17 protein-coding genes and 1 other RNA gene are annotated in these 15,772 nt (G+C 49.4%); 9 read left to right on the top strand and 9 right to left on the bottom strand.

Annotated features, from left to right (window positions below; translation table 11 throughout):
* Window positions 1-22: 22 nt before the first annotated feature.
* Complete coding sequence (locus PAEVO_RS16330; RefSeq protein ID WP_009594846.1) at window positions 23-703, top strand: zinc metallopeptidase; 681 nt, start codon at window positions 23-25, stop codon at window positions 701-703.
* A gap of 100 nt (window positions 704-803) precedes the next feature.
* Here PAEVO_RS16330 and gltC read toward each other — a convergent pair whose 3' ends face one another.
* Window positions 804-1,739 carry a glutamate biosynthesis transcriptional regulator GltC gene (gltC, locus tag PAEVO_RS16335; protein WP_100538486.1) on the bottom strand — a complete coding sequence of 312 codons (936 nt, stop codon included), beginning with the start codon at window positions 1,737-1,739 and terminating at the stop codon, window positions 804-806.
* 90 nt (window positions 1,740-1,829) lie between these two features.
* Window positions 1,830-2,444 carry a rhomboid family intramembrane serine protease gene (locus tag PAEVO_RS16340; RefSeq protein WP_100538487.1) on the bottom strand — a complete coding sequence of 205 codons (615 nt, stop codon included), beginning with the start codon at window positions 2,442-2,444 and terminating at the stop codon, window positions 1,830-1,832.
* Between the two features lie 120 nt (window positions 2,445-2,564).
* Between PAEVO_RS16340 and tpx the strand changes: the two genes are divergently transcribed.
* Window positions 2,565-3,083 carry a thiol peroxidase gene (tpx, locus tag PAEVO_RS16345; protein WP_071223106.1) on the top strand — a complete coding sequence of 173 codons (519 nt, stop codon included), beginning with the start codon at window positions 2,565-2,567 and terminating at the stop codon, window positions 3,081-3,083.
* Window positions 3,084-3,155: 72 nt separating this feature from the next.
* On the opposite strand, the gene PAEVO_RS16350 is transcribed toward tpx, so the two are convergent.
* The 3 genes from PAEVO_RS16350 to PAEVO_RS16360 form a co-directional block, all read right to left on the bottom strand.
* Window positions 3,156-3,548, bottom strand: a complete 393-nt coding sequence (locus PAEVO_RS16350; RefSeq protein WP_006211699.1) for a DUF1499 domain-containing protein — start codon at window positions 3,546-3,548, stop codon at window positions 3,156-3,158.
* A gap of 145 nt (window positions 3,549-3,693) precedes the next feature.
* Window positions 3,694-3,885, bottom strand: a non-coding RNA gene (gene ssrS, locus PAEVO_RS16355) — 6S RNA.
* Between the two features lie 45 nt (window positions 3,886-3,930).
* A complete protein-coding gene (locus PAEVO_RS16360; RefSeq protein ID WP_100538488.1) occupies window positions 3,931-4,734 on the bottom strand; it encodes a YesL family protein in 804 nt (267 codons plus the stop codon).
* Window positions 4,735-4,922: 188 nt separating this feature from the next.
* Here PAEVO_RS16360 and PAEVO_RS34115 point away from each other — a divergent pair, with 188 nt between their 5' ends.
* Window positions 4,923-5,027 carry a YjcZ family sporulation protein gene (locus PAEVO_RS34115; RefSeq protein WP_207797483.1) on the top strand — a complete coding sequence of 35 codons (105 nt, stop codon included), beginning with the start codon at window positions 4,923-4,925 and terminating at the stop codon, window positions 5,025-5,027.
* 193 nt (window positions 5,028-5,220) lie between these two features.
* Here the strand turns inward: PAEVO_RS34115 and cshA are convergent, their stop codons facing one another.
* Window positions 5,221-6,831, bottom strand: coding sequence for a degradosome RNA helicase CshA (gene cshA / locus PAEVO_RS16365; protein WP_100538489.1), 1,611 nt, complete (start codon window positions 6,829-6,831; stop codon window positions 5,221-5,223).
* Window positions 6,832-7,117: 286 nt separating this feature from the next.
* Between cshA and PAEVO_RS16370 the strand changes: the two genes are divergently transcribed.
* From PAEVO_RS16370 to PAEVO_RS16385, 4 genes are all read left to right on the top strand, one after another.
* On the top strand, window positions 7,118-7,939 hold the full coding sequence (locus PAEVO_RS16370) for a YitT family protein (RefSeq protein WP_100538490.1): 822 nt from the start codon (window positions 7,118-7,120) through the stop codon (window positions 7,937-7,939).
* 171 nt (window positions 7,940-8,110) lie between these two features.
* Complete coding sequence (locus tag PAEVO_RS16375) at window positions 8,111-8,305, top strand: hypothetical protein (RefSeq protein ID WP_006211704.1); 195 nt, start codon at window positions 8,111-8,113, stop codon at window positions 8,303-8,305.
* A gap of 389 nt (window positions 8,306-8,694) precedes the next feature.
* Complete coding sequence (locus PAEVO_RS16380) at window positions 8,695-9,882, top strand: putative glycoside hydrolase (RefSeq protein WP_100538491.1); 1,188 nt, start codon at window positions 8,695-8,697, stop codon at window positions 9,880-9,882.
* 274 nt (window positions 9,883-10,156) lie between these two features.
* Window positions 10,157-11,533, top strand: coding sequence for an MATE family efflux transporter (locus PAEVO_RS16385; protein ID WP_100538492.1), 1,377 nt, complete (start codon window positions 10,157-10,159; stop codon window positions 11,531-11,533).
* A 186-nt stretch (window positions 11,534-11,719) separates the two neighbouring features.
* Here the strand turns inward: PAEVO_RS16385 and pfkA are convergent, their stop codons facing one another.
* Both pfkA and PAEVO_RS16395 read right to left on the bottom strand, forming a co-directional pair.
* A complete protein-coding gene (gene pfkA, locus PAEVO_RS16390) occupies window positions 11,720-12,691 on the bottom strand; it encodes a 6-phosphofructokinase (RefSeq protein WP_100538493.1) in 972 nt (323 codons plus the stop codon).
* Between the two features lie 21 nt (window positions 12,692-12,712).
* A complete protein-coding gene (locus tag PAEVO_RS16395) occupies window positions 12,713-13,795 on the bottom strand; it encodes a tetraprenyl-beta-curcumene synthase family protein (RefSeq protein WP_100538494.1) in 1,083 nt (360 codons plus the stop codon).
* A gap of 243 nt (window positions 13,796-14,038) precedes the next feature.
* Here PAEVO_RS16395 and PAEVO_RS16400 point away from each other — a divergent pair, with 243 nt between their 5' ends.
* Both PAEVO_RS16400 and PAEVO_RS34665 read left to right on the top strand, forming a co-directional pair.
* Window positions 14,039-14,914 carry an MFS transporter gene (locus PAEVO_RS16400; RefSeq protein WP_279300456.1) on the top strand — a complete coding sequence of 292 codons (876 nt, stop codon included), beginning with the start codon at window positions 14,039-14,041 and terminating at the stop codon, window positions 14,912-14,914.
* Window positions 14,898-15,230 carry an MFS transporter gene (locus PAEVO_RS34665; protein ID WP_279300457.1) on the top strand — a complete coding sequence of 111 codons (333 nt, stop codon included), beginning with the start codon at window positions 14,898-14,900 and terminating at the stop codon, window positions 15,228-15,230. The genes PAEVO_RS16400 and PAEVO_RS34665 overlap by 17 nt, the downstream gene beginning before the upstream one ends.
* 196 nt (window positions 15,231-15,426) lie before the next feature.
* On the opposite strand, the gene PAEVO_RS16405 is transcribed toward PAEVO_RS34665, so the two are convergent.
* Window positions 15,427-15,624, bottom strand: a complete 198-nt coding sequence (locus PAEVO_RS16405) for a cold shock domain-containing protein (RefSeq protein ID WP_006211711.1) — start codon at window positions 15,622-15,624, stop codon at window positions 15,427-15,429.
* Window positions 15,625-15,772 lie beyond the last annotated feature (148 nt).

Below are 15,772 nucleotides of genomic sequence, written 5' to 3' on the forward strand. Positions count from 1 at the left end.
ACTTTGTATGGGGGTATGATACATGTATTCTGACTGGATGTTTATTCTCATTATTATCGCTTTTATATTCTCGCTCTGGGCTCAGTTCCGGGTTAAAGGCACATTTAACAAATGGGCCAAGGTTGAGAACAGCACCGGCATGACCGGATACGATGCGGCCCGGCATATGCTGGATGCCAACGGACTCCACGACGTGCCGATTGAACCGGTGCCAGGCACGCTCTCCGACCACTATGATCCGACCAAACGCGTTGTGCGCTTGTCAGAGCCCGTTTATTATGAACGTACCATCTCGGCCGTCTCGGTTGCTTGTCACGAGGTCGGCCATGCGATCCAGCATGCCGAGCACTATCCGATGCTTGTAGCCCGTCACAAGATGTTCCCGGTCGTTAACTTCGCATCGGGTATCGCTCCGTTTCTCTTGATTGCCGGATTCCTGTTCCAAGCCATGAACCTGGTCGGTCTCGGCATTATCTTCTTCTCTTGCGCCGTTGCCTTCCAGCTTGTCACCCTGCCGGTCGAGTTTAACGCAAGTAACCGTGCCCGTCAGCTGATGGTTCAAGAAGGCTATATCGCCAATGACGAAGAACGCGGAGTTGCTAAAGTATTGAACGCCGCGGCCCTGACCTACGTCGCTGCAGCCTTGATCTCTCTGCTCGAGTTGATCCGGTATATCATGATCTTTACGAGCAACCGGGAATAAACCAATACGCACAACAACAAAGGGCTTTCCTCTCTACCATGGATGGGTGGAGAAGGAAAGCCCTCTTTTTTATATGTTATTTTTGATTAATGAAGCCAGGTTAGGGAGTTGATGCGTCAGTCCCCGCACCTTCCTTTTTCGGCGACGGATCAATGCCAAAATATTGAAGCAAAAACGCACGGAAGGCTTGCGCAACCGGTGGCAGCTTCTCGTCCGCGCGGTGAATCAGACCGATGGAACGCGTTACCTTCGGCTCCGAGATCCGGACGCGTGCTGGCTGCAGCGGATTCGTCTGGAACAGCGCCATTTCAGGAAGCAGGCTGACCCCCATGCCGGCCGCAACCAGCCCGCGGATCGTATCCGTCTCCTCGCCTTCAAAAGCAATTTTCGGCGTGAACCCGGCTTCCAGGCAGGCATGCCATACGATCGGGCGCAAGGAGTAGCCTTTGCTGAACAGCACAAAGCGCTCCTCCTTCAATTGCTCCAGCTTGATGGTCTGCTCCCCCGCAAGCGGGTGATTCGGCGGCAGGATCGCAAACAGCTCCTCTGTCAAGACGATATCTCCGTCCACTTGATCATGGCGATCCGGAAACGGAGACACAAATGCCAAGTCCACTTCAGCCCCGACCACGTCCCGGATCAGTGTCGGGAACATCCCCTGCTTGAACCGGAATTTCACGTTCGGGTACTTCTTCCGGAATTCAGCCACAATGGACGGAATCAAATGGATGCCCAGGCTGTGAGGGAATCCGATGCGGATTTCCCCCTGCTCCGGGTCCAGAAATTCATGTATCTCGACGACCGCACGGTCCAAATCCTTCATAATGCTCTCCACCCGTTTGCAAAAAAGCTGACCTACCGGGGTTAACTGCAGATTCCGGCCTTTTTGCATGAACAAATTAACACCAAGCTCTTCTTCCAACTGATGTATTTGACGGCTGACGGCTGATTGAGCCACATGAAGCTCTTCTGCCGCTTGGGTAACGTGTTCCTTTTGCGCAACCTTTACAAAGTATTGCAACTGTCGTAATTCCACGCCTTTTATCGCTCCATTCTTATTCCCTAGAAGACTTGAAGACTTTATCAAATCATCCAATTCTATTATAACAGACCCTCTAAGGTCCGATTATGTTCGACGTTTAAATAATCGAATCATGAGACCGTAGAGGAAAAATCCGCCTACCAATCCGCCGACATGTGCTACAAGGCTGACCCCTGGTGTAAACGAGAACAGTATCCCCAGAATAAGCAGGGTGAACAGCGTCTTGCGGGACGACTCATCCATGACATGCCGCTGGAACAGGGCGATGTACAGATAAGCGCCATAAGCTCCGTATATGGCTCCTGAGGCGCCTACAAGGAAGGTATAGTCCTCCATGCGCTCATAATAAGCCAATCCGATTACATTACCGAGAACACCGCTGAGCAGATACAGAATGGCAAATTTCCAGCTCCCCATGATTCTCTCCAGCGGGGGAACAAATACCAGCAGTGCGAAGCTGTTGAACAAAAAGTGGTCAAATCCGTTATGGAGGAACATCGCCGTAAAGTATCTCCATGCCTGATCAACGAACTGCGGCAAATCCGATAAAGCTCCATATTTCAGCAGCGTAACCGGGTTTCTGGAACCGCCGTCAAAGGATGTAATTACAAACATCACCAGGTTGATCACAAGCAGCAGCGATGTAACGGGATAATAACGCAAATAACTTTTCCAATTTTCATAACGTACGAATATCATAGCATCCTCCTCATCCTAAACCAGGCAGGGGTGCCCATAGTGGACATTCCCTTTTTAAAAAGATTATAATGTACCATGAACCTGATCACCAAACTTTGATATCCAAGGAGGAGATTTCTCATGGCTCAAGAACGTTCAGGAGCTGCCACTTTTAAAGGCAATCCTATTACACTCATCGGACCACAGCTCAAGGCTGGTGATGCCGCGCCGGATTTTACAGTGAGCAAAAACCTGCTCGAAGACGTATCTCTTAAAGATTATGCCGGTAAAATCAAGCTGATCAGTGTCGTTCCTTCCCTCGACACCGGGGTATGCGATGCTCAGACGCGCCGTTTCAATGAAGAAGCAGCTGGTCTAGGCGATGATGTGGTGATCCTTACGATCAGTGCCGACCTTCCGTTCGCCCAAGCCCGTTGGTGCGGAGCTGCAGGCGTTGACCGGGTCATTACGCTATCCGACTATAAATCGCGTTCCTTCGGTGAAGCGTACGGCGTGCTTATCAAGGAATTCCAGCTCGACATGCGTTCGATCTTCGTCGTGGATACTAACGATACCATCACCTATGTAGAATACCTTGGTGAAATGACGGAGCACCCGAATTACGAAGCCGCGATCGATGCAGTAAAATCTTTGCGGTAATACGCCAAAGGCTACATACACTGCACACTTTTAAAAAGCGGGAGAGCAGCTCTCCCGCTTTTTCTTATTCTACTAAGCATCCACTTTATACTTGCTCAGTTTTTTATCCAGAACAGCGTACAGGTTCAAGATAACCCGGTAGTTCGCGCCCAGATCCCCTAGGGAACCGCGGGACGCCGAATACATATCAACTGCGCTGCGAACCGGACTGATGCCGAGCACGGATACGGTAATGTCCAGTGTACGTCCAAACGAGGTTCTTTTCTCGAGCGTGATTTCTCCCACGGATTTAACCTCATGCAGAACTTTGTAACCCGGAATTTTTTTCAGTGTCGAGGAAACCTCTTCAAAACACTTTTCTTTTGAAAGATTGTAATAACGCGTCTTCAGCTTGGGATCTTTAGCACGGTCGCTTGTGCCGTCATAGCTGCGCACGATACCAATTAGAACTCGTTTTAATGACAAAGACCGTTCCTCCTTTATAAATGACCGTTCCTTTCCATACTCTAGTTTAACATTGTTTATGCTTTCAGCAAACCTTTATATATAGCAAAAAGACACCTCTTTCACTTCGAATTCGAAATAAAAGAGGTGCCCATTCATTGGTTAAACGAAACCCGCCTATGCCGTCCGGTAAACATTGTCTTCGAACCTGCATTAGCAGGTGGGTGACCGCAGAACCGCTTATGAATTCCCCTTGTCATATAGACAGGGCATTTCAGCCACGATTACGTATAGATCTCCCTAGACATCGTCATTGGTTCAAAACAACGGAAAACCGAAACGAACATCGCAGGATGTAGTCTTATTATAGGGGGTTTTGCCGGAAAAGTAAACCTCGCATTATTTAAGGTTTCGATCCGTTCTCTCCCTTTTTGGCAGAATCCATGCTTTCCAGAAGGGCTTGTTCGGTTTCGGACTCCTCTTCCTCGGCTTTCTTCATCTTCTCCTGCTGTTCCTGCATTTTGGTGAAGGTGGCATAGAAGTTAAAGAACGCGAACAATGCCATCAGGCAGAACAGGAAGAACACGAACAGCACCGGCATCTGCGTGCCGATATACGCCAAGACAGCGCTTCCGATCAAAGTCGAAAATACGCGGAACGGACGAATCAATGTCAGCAGCACCGCATTTTTCAACAGCTGCGTCGTTTTCATCTCATAATGAACGGCCATGGAGAAGAAATTGAACAGGGAGACAAACAGCACGATAAGCAGCACGAGCATCACAATGCCGACAAGCTGGAAACCATCAAGCTGCGTCATATAAACCGTGTAATCCACGTACATAATCACGAACAGCAGCGTATAAAAAATACCGCCGATCATGCTCTGCTTGTAATTTTCCTTATAACCCTTGAAAAATGTTTTAAATACGGACACATCCGGATTGCCCATCACCCATTTGCGTACAACGGTAAATAAAGCCGCCGTAGCCGGAAACAAAACAAACGGTGATAATATTCCCAGAACCCAGTTGGATAGCAGCTGCTCATTATGCGCCTCCGGTGTCTGAACGGCCATCAGGAATTTGGTTAGAACGATAAACAGGAAAGGCGATGTACAAATAACCCACAAGATGTTCGAAAAAGCAATTCGGGTAATCCACTCGGTGAGCTTGTATAAGCCACCCATGGCTCCTTTCATTTCCAAATCCGTTTCCTCCTCACTCAAATCATGCATGTATCTATTAATATACCTTATTTGGTACATGCATTGCCAGAGCCTAATTTAAACGCACCTGGGTGAATGTCCAATCCATCGCCGTGGTTTCCCCATACGATATCTCGTAATCCGTTCAACAAGCTTGAATTTCCAAATTTAAAGAGGAGGGATTATGTATGTCTTGTGAAGGTGGCGGCGGTTACGGCTACGGAAATAATGTTGGAATTGTCCTGGTTCTGTTTATTCTCCTTGTCATTATTCTCAGCACATTCTACATCTAATGTCTCTTTGAGTCATGAAGTGAAACAGATCGGATGTTACTGCCCTAAAACTGCGAGTTTAAAGGGGATGCACCTTGGGTGCATCTTCTTTAAACATGAACAAAAGACGAAGCGCGGCTCCACTTGGTGTGAGCAGCTGCTTCGTCTTTTAATGTTCGGTTACTTCATTTCAGAAGAAGTTAACCTTTAAATACTATTCGTCTCCGCCCCGGTTAGGACGACGTTCGCCGCCGCCGCTGTAGGAACGAGGTTTACGGTCACCGCTATTGCTGCGGTCACGGTTGTAGCCACCGCCATCGCGGTTGCCATAACTGCTGCTGCCGCCATCACGGTTGTATCCACCTTTGGAGTAGCCGCCACGGTTACCACCGCCACCGCTACCGCCTTCACGACGATAGCCGCCGCCACCGCTGTTGCTGCGTCCGCCATAGCCTCCGCTTGGCTTGCGGCCACTTCGAATATCCGGCTTCCGGCGCTTTGCGCGGATCGGATCTTCCGGAGTCAAGTGAATATCGGAGCCTTCCTTCTTGTCACCCGTCAGGATTTTCATTGCAGCTGCCAGCAATTGTACGGAATCGTACTGCTCCAGCAATTGAATGGCAAGACCTTTATACTCGGTCAATTCGCCCTGCTCAATGATTTCAAGCACACGCTCAGCGATGATCCGTTGTTTACCTTCAATCGCTTCAGCGATCGTAGGCAAAGGTTTACGTGGAATACGGTGACGAGTCACACGCTCGATGAAGTACAGATGATCCATCTCACGAGGAGTTACGAAGGACCAAGCTGTACCTTCTTTACCCGCACGGCCTGTACGTCCGATACGGTGTACATAACTTTCCGGATCTTGCGGCAAGTCAAAGTTCACAACATGGGTAACGCCCGATACGTCGAGACCGCGTGCTGCCACATCGGTTGCCACGAGGACATCGATGCTTCCGTCACGGAATTTCCGCATAACGGTATCACGTTGGTGCTGGGACAGGTCGCCATGAAGGCCATCTGCCGAGTATCCGCGTTTTTGCAATGCTTCTGCCAATTCGTCAACACGGCGCTTGGTACGTCCAAAGACGATCGCAAGCTCAGGCGACTCCATATCCAGAAGGCGGCTCAAGGCTTCGAATTTTTGACGTTCAGGAACTTCGATATATGCTTGGTCAATCAGAGGTGCACTAACGTGCTTAGGAATAACGGATACATGCTCAGGTTCTTTAAGGAACTGGGATGCCAACTTCTGAATGTTAGCCGGCATAGTTGCGGAGAACAGCAAGGTTTGACGTTCTTCAGGAACAAGCTTAAGGATCGACTGGATGTCTTCCATGAAGCCCATGTCCAGCATTTCATCCGCTTCGTCCAATACAACGGTTTGGACATCATCAAGTCGGATGGTTTTTCTGTTGATGTGGTCAAGTAGTCGACCTGGTGTGCCGATAATGATTTGAGGCTTCTTTTTCAAAGCGCGGATCTGACGCCCGATATCCTGTCCACCGTAAATAGCCAAGGAACGGATTCCTTTAAAGCGGGACAGTTTACCGATTTCTTCAGCAACCTGGATGGCAAGTTCACGGGTCGGTGTCATAATGAGAGCGACGATACGCTCCTCTTCCTTGGCGATTTTGTGGATAAGAGGAAGGCCGAATGCTGCTGTCTTACCAGTACCTGTCTGTGCTTGTCCAATCATATCCTTGCCGGTAAGGGCAATCGGAATCGATTGGGATTGGATCGGTGTGGCTTCCTCAAAGCCAAGTTCGGTAATTGCTTGCAGCACGCGCGGCTCCAAGCCAAAATCTGCGAAATTTTTCAATAGGTTCATACTCCTTCTATCTGTGGACTTCCACTTTCTTCTCTGTATTCTTAAGTAGTGGTAACGTTTATAGGCTTTCCCGGCCAGCAGGATTTTCTGCACGAGGTGAACCGGTATATTTCTCTTATCACCAGTATGGTGACTGGTTAATGTATAATCATCCTGATAAGCTTGCAAAGTTATCAATGTAACGGACTACTCAAGAATATCCAATACATTATATCACAAAACATTTCTGGAATACCAGCAAGCTTAAAGAAGTCATAATAACCGGGAGGTGATTCCTATGTTGAAGCGTCTATGGACCTATTTCTCGATCGTGTTCGGCGGCATCATTATCGCCGGCGGATTTAATTTGTTTCTGATTCCCCATCATCTGCTCAGCGGAGGCGTTTCCGGCGTCGCTCTGATTATCGGCTATTTCACGCCGCTAAATATCAGCATCCTGTATTTTGTGCTCAATATCCCGATTCTTATAACCGGTTGGTTCAAGCTCGGCAAAAGGTTCGTTGGTCTCAGCGTTCTCTCGGTTATCGTTACAACCCTATTCCTGGAGCTCATTCCGGTTACTCCGGTTGCAACCGACATGCTGCTGTCCTCCGTTTTCGGCGGCGTGCTTGTCGGATTCGGCACCGGGCTCTCCTTTCGAGTTGGCGGTTCCACCGGGGGCTTTGATATCATCGGCTCCCTCGTTACGAAATACCGGGACTTCCCCGTTGGAAGTGTGCTCGTGACGCTGAACGCCATCGTCATAATGGCAGTTGCTTATTTGGAAGACGACTGGAACCTGGCCCTCGCCTCCATGGCCTCCATCTATATTGCCGGAAAAATGGTGGATATGCTCCATGTCAGTCATATCAAGGTTACGGTCTTTATTGTCACGAACCAGACGGAAGCCCTGCTGGAGAAGCTGCTTAAGCGCCCCCGCGGTATAACCAAGATCAAAACCGAGGGGGCCTTCAGTCATAAAGAAAAGGATATGCTAATGACCGTCACGACGCGATATGAGCTGGCTGAGCTAAAACAAATCATTACGGAGACAGACCCCCTGGCCTTCGTTAATATCGTGGAAACCACGGCTGTCATGGGTCAATTCCGCAAGAACTAAATATTTACCACCTGTGAGGGTGTGGTAAATTTGTGGTATAATATTGGTGCGCGGTTCCTACAATATTCATGAGATCTTTTCCCGGGCATCGCTTTGGCCCAATTTTAATTGTTTTTCCGTTTTACAAAAGAACGTCCTGCCTAACCAATTTGGAAGGAAAGGGTGATTTTTATGGAAATGGAAACGGTAAAATTGTCACAAATCGTCATGAAGTGGTTCCCGGAAATGATACCGTTCTTTAGACAGAACGAACTGAATTCCATGATCGTTCTTAGGGACGGGCTGAGTATTCTGGAGCAGGAGGACGCTCTTGAAATCATTCAGTTCAGCATTTGCGAGCATCAGAACCAAACGCCGCTTCATTAATTTTAATGCTACACGTAAATATCGCACGACAAGTGTCGTTATTCTCCGGTAAAATTCACCGGTGAGTAACGGCATTTTTTTATGGATAAATGTAAATTCTATAAGCACGTCATTCCCCACCAAAGCAGGGTAAGCTGCTGTAAACGCTATCCACCTTCTTATGGTTGTTATATTCCGATGCTAGTCACTCCCCATGTTCACATGTTGTTCACGGCCAACTGCCACAAATGTCGATTTTTAGCGTTTAAAACGCCCTCGACCCGTTTAATGAACTAAGTACGCTCACCCGCCGTTTCCAATTTATTGTCGATTGTAACAATCCTGTTCTTTTTGAAGGCATCCGTTCCTTTATAATCATGATGTGAATGTACACAAGGGAGAGAGTAATTATGAATATCATCTTGGCTTTATTCATCTTGGCGTCCGCGGGCTTCGGCGGTTCCAGTCCGCAAGACAACAATCTTACCGCCAAACTTCAGGCTTCGTTAAATACCGCCATGATTCAGGGCATGCACCAAAATAACAACCAGGGTCAAGGACACTCCGGCATCAAGCCAAACACGACGGAAATCGATCCGCAGATTGACGCGCCTAAAGTCAAGGGCATTTATGTAACGGCTTATAGCGCAGGCGGCTCCAGAATGAATCAGCTCGTGGATCTTATGGACAAGACCGATCTTAATGCGATGGTCATTGACATCAAGGACGATGAAGGATACATAACGTACAAAACCGATAATCCGAAGCTGAAGGAACTCGGTAAATCCCAGCCTTTTATCAAAGACATCAAGCAGCTGATGAAGCGGCTGGAGAAACACGATATTTATCCGATCGCCAGAGTTGTCGTGTTCAAGGATACCATTCTTGCCAAGAAAAACCCGGAGCTTTCCTTCCGTAAAGGAGACGGCAGCGTCTGGACCAATGGCGGGGGCGACAGCTTCGTTAACCCGTACAGCAAAGAGGTTTGGGATTACAACATCGAAATCGCCAAGGAAGCCGCAAAACTCGGATTCAAGGAAATCCAGTTTGATTATGTCCGTTTTCCGGAGGGCTTTGAGAAACGCGCCGATTCCCTGAAATATACCAAGACGGATCAATCGCGTGTGGACGTGGTATCCGATTTTGTGCAATATGCCCGGGAAGAACTGGCGCCGCTCGGCATACGCGTATCCGTTGACATCTTCGGGTATGCTGCTTCGGTACCCGCGGCGGAAGGGATCGGCCAAGACTTCGTCAAAATTTCCAAGAACGTGGATGTCATCAGTCCGATGGTATACCCAAGCCATTACACGGCAGGCTGGTTCGGCTCCCCTGTACCGGATAAGGCTCCATACCAGACCATCAAAGGCTCCATGGAAGATACCCACAAAAAGCTGGAAGAGCTGGGGGATCAAAAACCGATCATTCGGCCTTGGATTCAGGACTTTACCGCGAGTTGGCTTGGAAGCGGAAATTATGCCAAGTACGGTAAAAAGGAAATCGAGGAGCAGATTCGCGCCCTCAAGGATACAAACGTCGATGAATATTTACTCTGGAATGCTTCCAACCGTTATACGGAAGGCGTCACTCATAAATAATTCAATTATCCATTCGTTAAGGGTCGGCCCATCAACAGGACCGGCCCTTTTCTGCGTTCAAATCGATCGGTGAGCTTACTTGACAGCAGATGCTATGATGAAGATTAGGGCCGGGCTTCGGGCCCTGAACATGCAAACCTGACGCACTCCGATTCAACCGCTGGTTGAGTTCTGGCTCGCCGCTCAATAAGCCAGTTATTGTTCCCATCCTTAGCAAGACCCTACAATATGGGGGCAGCATCATAAAAACTACAATAAGAAAGGCACATCGCACATGCAACCGACCACTACAACACGGGGAAAGCTGAAGCAATTCGCGATTATTCTTATCCCCATTCTGATTACACAGCTAGCCTTATCGGCCATTACTTTTTTTGACACCAACATGTCCGGAAAATTCAGCTCCGCTGACTTGGCAGGCGTAGCGATCGCTACAAGCATCTGGATCCCGGTCCAAACCGGCCTCAGCGGAATTCTGATGGGGATAACCCCCATCGTTTCGCAGCTCGTTGGCGGGCGTCAGGAACATAAAGTCGCTTACCAAGTTAACCAGGCGCTCTGGCTGTCCATCTTACTCGCCATCGTCGTGCTTGGGATCGGGTATGCCGTTGTACCGGGCATTCTTGGAGCCATGAGCCTCGAGCCGGAAGTTCGGCGGATTGCCTCCCAGTTTCTCGCCGCCATATCGATCGGCATCATTCCGCTATTCGCCTACACCGTGCTCCGCAGCTTTATCGATGCTCTGGGGCAAACTAAAATTTCCATGGTGATCACGCTGATTACCCTGCCGGTGAATGTAGGCTTGAATGCGTTATTCATTTATGGATTCTGGGGCTTTCCAAGAATGGGGGGCGTGGGCGCCGGCCTCGCTTCCGCGATTACATACTGGACCGTTCTCATCATTGCCATGGTGATCATCCATAACAATCACCCGTTCTCTCCATTCGGCATCTTCAGGCAGCTTCAGGGTGTTTCCTTGAGTGCATGGAAAAGCCTGTTAAAAATCGGCGTGCCGATCGGGTTCTCCATCTTCCTCGAGACCGCTGTTTTCGCAGCAGTGACGCTGCTCATGAGCAGCTTTGATACGGCGACCATTGCCGCACACCAAGCGGCCCTGAATTTCGCTACGACACTGTACATGCTGCCGTTAAGCATATGCATGAGTCTGACGATCCTTGTAGGCTTCGAGGCCGGCTCGGGACGCATGAAGGATGCCTGGAAGTACGCTAAACTCGGCATCAGCACAGCCGTTATCCTGTCGCTCATCACGGCTGTCATCCTGTTTATGGCCGGCCGCCAGGTCGCCGGATTATATTCCAACGAGCCTGCGGTCGTGGCGCTGATCCAACAGTTTCTGTTGTTCGCGATCTTCTTCCAGATCTCGGACGCTATCGCCACTCCGACCCAAGGGGCGCTGCGGGGCTATAAGGACGTTAATGTCGCTTTCATGCTCGCTTTTTTGTCGTTCTGGGTGATTGGCCTGCCAGTAGGATATGTGCTCGCCAACTACACCGATTGGCAAGCCTTCGGCTACTGGATCGGCTTAATCACGGGCCTTGCCGTCGGCGCTGCCCTGATGCTGATGCGTCTGGTCAAAGTTCAACGCAAGTTCGCACGTCAAGTCAATGCGCAAGCCCGATCCGCATCCTAAACGTCTATCGACGTACTTCTCAGAAGACAGACCGCTTTTAGCGGATTTTTCTTGCGAGACAAGGATGATAAACCTCTGAAGTGTATACTTTCTCATCGCTAAAAAAAGACCGTCTCCATGCAGAATGCGTTCTGCAATGGGAGACGGTCTTTTTGCTTATCGTCCGAAATTAGGACAAGGCCTAATTTATTGGGATAATCGCAATGCCAAATCATATAGTTCACGATTAAATTCTTTCTTCGTATTAACGACCTTGTCAATATCCGTGAGGACCAGCTCACCCTTGATGATACCGCATCCTTTATCGGATTGGCCGTCAATCAGACTGCGAACTGCAAAATCGCCAAGACGGCTTGCCAGGTTGCGGTCAAACGGAGTCGGAGCTCCACCGCGCTGGATATGTCCGAGCACCGTTACCCGTGCATCGATCGAGGCATGGCACTCTTTAAGATCACATACGATATCCTCGCCGCGTCCGACGCCTTCCGCTACGATGATGATACTGTGACGCTTGCCTTTTGCAAAATTTTCGCGCAAGCGGGTTGCCACTTCATCAAGGTTGTACTCCACTTCCGGCACCAGAATGGTCTCTGCCCCTGAAGCAAGACCCGCATGGAGCGCAATGTCGCCGCAGTGGCGTCCCATAACCTCTACAACGGACGAGCGCGCATGGGAAGACATCGTGTCACGCAGTTTGTTAACGGCGTCTACAACAACGCTCACGGCTGTATCAAAGCCGATCGTATAATCCGTAAAGGAAATATCGTTATCAATCGTGCCCGGAAGGCCCATCGTTTTGATTCCGAGTTTGCTGAGCTTGTTCGCCCCATGGTAAGAACCGTCCCCACCGATAACGACCAGCCCGTCGATGCCATGCTGATTCAGAATCTCGGCACCCTTCTGCTGCCCTTCCGCCGTCTTGAACTCTTCACAGCGGGCGGAACGAAGGATCGTGCCTCCGCGCTGGATGATATCCCCTACGCTGCGAAGATCCATTTTGACGATGTCGTTCTCCAGAAGTCCTTGGTAACCGCGCTGAATGCCATATACTTCAAGACCATAATACAGACCGCTGCGTACAACGGCGCGAAGCGCCGCGTTCATCCCTTGGGAATCGCCACCACTTGTAAGAACTGCAATTTTTTTAACCTCTGCCATGTTTCTTTTCCTCCTTCAATGTCACTCATGCTTATGCTTGCGAATCCATCGGCTGTTGACGTAGAAAAAGATCCGGGTCATCGGACTCTTCTTCATCAAACGTTTGGATACGGAGCGAACCAGTTGCTGCTCGCTGACTTTTGGATCGGATAAATATAACGCCAGTAACCCCTCAATGATCATACGATGAAAAGGGGTCGAGGGAATTGTTCTGACATCCTTCCGGGCCCACTCAACAATGGAAGCTATACGGTTCAGCATCGTATCGGCATCTTCGTAATAATTACAAAAGTTCAGATCGCCGCCCAGCCTGTCTTCGTCTTGATCAATAAGATAATCCAGCATAATGTGGAGACTGCATACATTCGGAAAATAAGACGCATGAATGGACGAAGCATCCTCGTCATCCAGAAACGGATCGGTTGCAGCCAAGAATAGCATGAACACACCCAAGGTTGATCCCGTTGCTGCCGCAAACTCATTCCACCGCAGATGCGGTGTCCGGTGAGCATGCAGGGACCACCATTCAAGCAATGCCGCTTCCCTCTTATCCGGATGGATGTGCTTGTATACCTGCAAATCGGTATACAGCCCAGCCAAATCCCTTATGTAGGGCTTTGCCGCTTCATATCCTGATAATTGACCGATGCAATCCCGGCATTTCTGGACAAGACGGAGAAGGTAACCTCCATCCTCCCTTTCGGTCCGGAGTGCGTAATAATCGGCCGGCTCAGTCTCAGGCGTAACGGCATCCAGCATCGACTGATGGAGCTGTCTGAAATCCGCTGGGTCCAGCGAAGTACTACGGTCACATAAATTATCGAGATAATCGCTAATTGTCTGGTAAGCTACAATCAATGGAATGAGAATATGCTTCTCCGGCAGATTGGCTGCGGCATACACCGCACCGCCCTGGCAGTGGAATCTTTTGTTATCTATACTGGCCAGTGCCTGCTTTCGTAGCTCCTCATCCGGAATTTGCTCAGCCTCCCGGCGCCACTTCTCCAATTCGATCCGCACTTCCGGGAGTATGAATTTGTACACCCGGCTCATCAGCCCGACCGGACTGCGCGGAACCTTACGGCTTAGCTCTTGATTATTCAATGAACTCTGCCTCCACATGGTTGTCTTTTTATCCCTATCCAAATCAAACCTATTATAATATGATCGTTCATTTTGCACAAATAACACAAATCATTGACGGCGTAGGGTAGTTGAGCGCGTCCTATTATCCATCTATCTCCATTCTGCGATATGTTATATACTAGTCGGAGCTGAATAACAGACCATGAACCTCACGAATTGCGTATATGCGCCGGGTTCATAAAAAGAACGGAGAACCCCAGCATGAAACTTCCCGCTACGAAAAGACCGGATCAGAATTGGCTGCGCGCCTTTATGTTTACGATATTTGGCACGACAGCTCTCGTCATTTCCTATTTCCCGCTATATTTCAAAGAAATCGGCTTCAGCAGCGCACAGATCGGTTATCTGTATGCCATCGGCCCGCTTATATCCATGTTCTCCAATATGATTTGGAGTTACACGAGCGACAAATACCGGACCATCAAACGCATTATGAACATTCTGATAATCGGTCAGCTTGTCACGATGCTTGTTTTGTGGCAGGTTGCAAGCTTCGGCGTTGTATTGATTACAATCAGTTTGTTTTATTTTTTCTACTATCCGGTCTATCCCCTGGCGGATACGATGGCGATCCAAACGGCACAGAGGTACGGACGCAGCTTTACCGTCATTCGCGTATTCGGCTCACTCGGCTACGCGTTCTTCGCGCTTGCTATTGGATATGCCATCGGTGCCGCGGGCGCATCGGCCACACTGGCCATCGGCATCGGAATCGGCGTGTTCACGCTGCTCTGCTCGTTTCTTCTCCGCGACGGAGTTGCTGCCAAGTCGGAGCCTGTGGAACTGGCAGCCCTCCTCAAGATATTGCGTTCCAAAGAAATATTGTGGTTCTTCGGCTGCTCGTTCTGTCTTACCATCGCCCACCGTATGAATGAAGCCTTCCTCACGCTTACCTTATCCGACCTGGGTGCAGGCGAAGGACTCATCGGCTGGTCCTTGATGGTCTCGGCTGCCAGCGAGATCCCGATCTTCTTCCTGCTAAGCAAGTATGGCGACAAGATGAAGGAGCTTCCCCCTGCTGGCTTTTGCAAGCCTGATGTTCGCGCTCCGTTTCCTGCTCATGGCCCTTGCATCTGACCCGTTGTCCGTACTCGCGGTTCAGTCGCTTCACAGCATTACGTTCGGCGTGTTCTATGTAACCGCCGTGCGGTATATTACCCGGATCATCCCTTGGCAGTACCGCGCGACCGGCATGGCTCTATTCGTTATCTTCTGGTCAAGCGTTTCAGGACTTCTCAGCGGAGCCTTCGGCGGTTTGCTGTTTGAAGCCGCAGGAAGACCCGCCTTCTATCAGCTCGCTGCCCTCTTGGCCTTTGTCGCTGGTCTCGGGTTTCTTTACCGGCACCTCTTTGCCAAGCCGGAGGATATGAATGTCGGCGGGATCAGCGTTTAGACTACCCGCTTGCATTTTCCTCCCTTGCTCCAAAAACAGCAAAGGCAAGTACGGACCAGATATTCATCCGTACTTGCCTTTGCTTACTGATGACAATGGCTTGACCCATCGGAACACAAAAAAGCACAGTTCTCTAAACCGAGAACTGTGCTTCATGCCTTGGTAATTCTATAAGATCTCCGTATTGGGAGCTAACTTACAGTTTTGTTACGTTGGCTGCTTGAGGACCACGGTTACCTTCAGTGATGTCGAACTCAACCGCTTGACCTTCTTCCAAACTCTTGAAGCCTTCTTCTTGAATTGCGGAGAAGTGTACGAATACATCCTCGCCACCTTCAACGGAAATGAAGCCGTAACCTTTTTCTGCGTTAAACCATTTAACTGTACCTTTCAAATGAACAACCTCCTAAAAATACCGCCATCTATGGCGAATATCCATATTATATCCCATGTTTTCTGACAATGCAATCCGTCAATTCGCCCTAAGGGGCTTTTTTTGAGCCACTATTTAACAGAAGATTATTTGCTTTTACGCCCGCGAG

It is taken from the genome of Paenibacillus sp. GM2FR (assembly GCF_002803325.1).
Classification (GTDB): domain Bacteria; phylum Bacillota; class Bacilli; order Paenibacillales; family Paenibacillaceae; genus Paenibacillus_AQ; species Paenibacillus_AQ lautus.

Excerpts from the sequence above, each read along its gene's own strand:
- PAEVO_RS16380 (WP_100538491.1), top strand. The coding sequence starts at position 8,695 with ATGAATATCATCTTGGCTTTATTCATCTTGGCGTCCGCGGGCTTCGGC.
- PAEVO_RS16330 (WP_009594846.1), top strand. The coding sequence starts at position 23 with ATGTATTCTGACTGGATGTTTATTCTCATTATTATCGCTTTTATATTC.
- PAEVO_RS16400 (WP_279300456.1), top strand. The coding sequence starts at position 14,039 with ATGAAACTTCCCGCTACGAAAAGACCGGATCAGAATTGGCTGCGCGCC.
- PAEVO_RS34115 (WP_207797483.1), top strand. The coding sequence starts at position 4,923 with ATGTCTTGTGAAGGTGGCGGCGGTTACGGCTACGGAAATAATGTTGGA.
- PAEVO_RS16375 (WP_006211704.1), top strand. The coding sequence starts at position 8,111 with ATGGAAATGGAAACGGTAAAATTGTCACAAATCGTCATGAAGTGGTTC.
- pfkA (WP_100538493.1), bottom strand. The coding sequence starts at position 12,691 with ATGGCAGAGGTTAAAAAAATTGCAGTTCTTACAAGTGGTGGCGATTCC.
- tpx (WP_071223106.1), top strand. The coding sequence starts at position 2,565 with ATGGCTCAAGAACGTTCAGGAGCTGCCACTTTTAAAGGCAATCCTATT.
- PAEVO_RS16370 (WP_100538490.1), top strand. The coding sequence starts at position 7,118 with ATGTTGAAGCGTCTATGGACCTATTTCTCGATCGTGTTCGGCGGCATC.
- PAEVO_RS34665 (WP_279300457.1), top strand. The coding sequence starts at position 14,898 with ATGGCCCTTGCATCTGACCCGTTGTCCGTACTCGCGGTTCAGTCGCTT.
- PAEVO_RS16340 (WP_100538487.1), bottom strand. The coding sequence starts at position 2,444 with ATGATATTCGTACGTTATGAAAATTGGAAAAGTTATTTGCGTTATTAT.
- PAEVO_RS16385 (WP_100538492.1), top strand. The coding sequence starts at position 10,157 with ATGCAACCGACCACTACAACACGGGGAAAGCTGAAGCAATTCGCGATT.